Consider the following 1,445-nt stretch of genomic DNA (forward strand, 5'->3'; position numbering starts at 1 on the left):
CGGGTCCGGCCGGAATCCGGCGCTAAAGTTGGAGCGTGGGTTTGGACTTTACGGCGATCGACTTTGAGACCGCGAATGGCTTCCGGGGTTCACCATGCGCAGTTGGACTGAGCAAGGTGCGCGGCGGCGTTGTGGTCGAGGAAGCCTCGTGGCTGATGCGGCCGCCGGAAAACCATGACCGCTTCGACCACCACAACGTCCGGATCCACGGCATCCGGCCCGAGCAGGTGGCCGGGCTGCCGCGCTTCGGTGAACTGTTCCCGGAGATCGGCGCCTTCATCGGCGGTGACGTCCTGGCCGCCCACAATGCCGCCTTCGACCTCGGCGTGATCCGCTCCGGCCTGGAGGTCTCCGGTCTGCCGGGGCCGGCCTATGACTACGTCTGCACCGTGATGCTCGCGCGCCGCTGCTACTCCCTCGTCTCCAATTCGCTGCCGTACGCGGCCGAGGAAGCCGGTGTCCCGCTGGTCAACCACCACGACGCCGCCGAGGACGCGCGGGCGTGCGCCGGGATCCTGATTGACATTGCCGCGCGCAACGGCGCGGGCAGCATCGCGGAGCTTTACCTGTCCCTGGGCCTGACGGTGTCCCGCCAGGAGGCGTTCGACCCGCTGAGCGATCCGCTCTCCAAGGCCAGCCAGTCAGCCCTCGACGCACTGGCCGGGGGAGCGGCCGCAGCGGCCCCCGTGCGGGCTTACCAGCCCGGTTGGCCGGAGGAAGGCGCCAACCCGCCGCCGAACGCCTTCGCCGAGCCCGGCCACCCGTTGTTTGGCCAGACTGTGGTGTTCACCGGTGAACTCGCCATCCCCCGTCCCGAGGCGAAGGTCCGGTCCGCCGAACTCGGCGCCAGGCCCGAGAGCCGGGTCACGGCCCGCACCACCGTCCTGGTGGTGGGCGACGGGTTCGTGGCCGCCGACCTGCGCTCCGGCCGGCTCACCGGCAAGGCCCGGCGGGTCCTGGACCTGCACGAGCGGGGCCAGCGGATCGAGGTCCTCTCCGAAGGTGAATTCCTGCAGATGGTGGGTGGCCATGTGGCCTCCGCCGCCATTGCCTGAACCGCGCCGGTCCGGGGCTCCGCGGTCATACTGCGCAATAAACATTTCGCCCCGGGCGGGCCTGCTCCTAGCCTTGAGTGATGAGCAAACTGACCTCGGCACCAGCCGCGCCGCCGGCACCCGCAACCGGATTTTCACCTGCAGGTTGGGGCGGGATCGACTGGCGCACGGTCTTCGCGTTTCCCAACCCGGTCAACGAGTACGCCGCCAGGGTCACGGCCGCCCTTGTGGTGCTGCTGTCCGTGGTGACACTGCTGACCGGCTTCGGCTGGGGCCTGGCGATCATTGCCGCGGGGTTCTGGCTGCGTGTCCTGTTCGGCCCGCGGATCTCGCCGCTCGCCCAGCTGTCCGTCAAGGTCCTGACGCCGCGGCTGGGGAAGACCCGGCTGG

General features: G+C 69.8%; 1 protein-coding gene and 1 pseudogene (1 of these 2 running past the window's edge). Both read left to right on the forward strand.

All coding sequences use genetic code 11. The features are described from left to right. Positions 1 to 35: 35 nt before the first annotated feature. A complete protein-coding gene (locus K789_RS0113055; RefSeq protein ID WP_024367138.1) occupies positions 36 to 1,055 on the forward strand; it encodes an exonuclease domain-containing protein in 1,020 nt (339 codons plus the stop codon). A gap of 80 nt (positions 1,056 to 1,135) precedes the next feature. Next, a pseudogene (locus K789_RS23075) lies at positions 1,136 to 1,445 on the forward strand (DUF4395 domain-containing protein); it runs 249 nt beyond the window's last position.

The organism is Arthrobacter sp. TB 26 (assembly GCF_000427315.1).
Classification (GTDB): Bacteria; Actinomycetota; Actinomycetes; order Actinomycetales; family Micrococcaceae; genus Arthrobacter.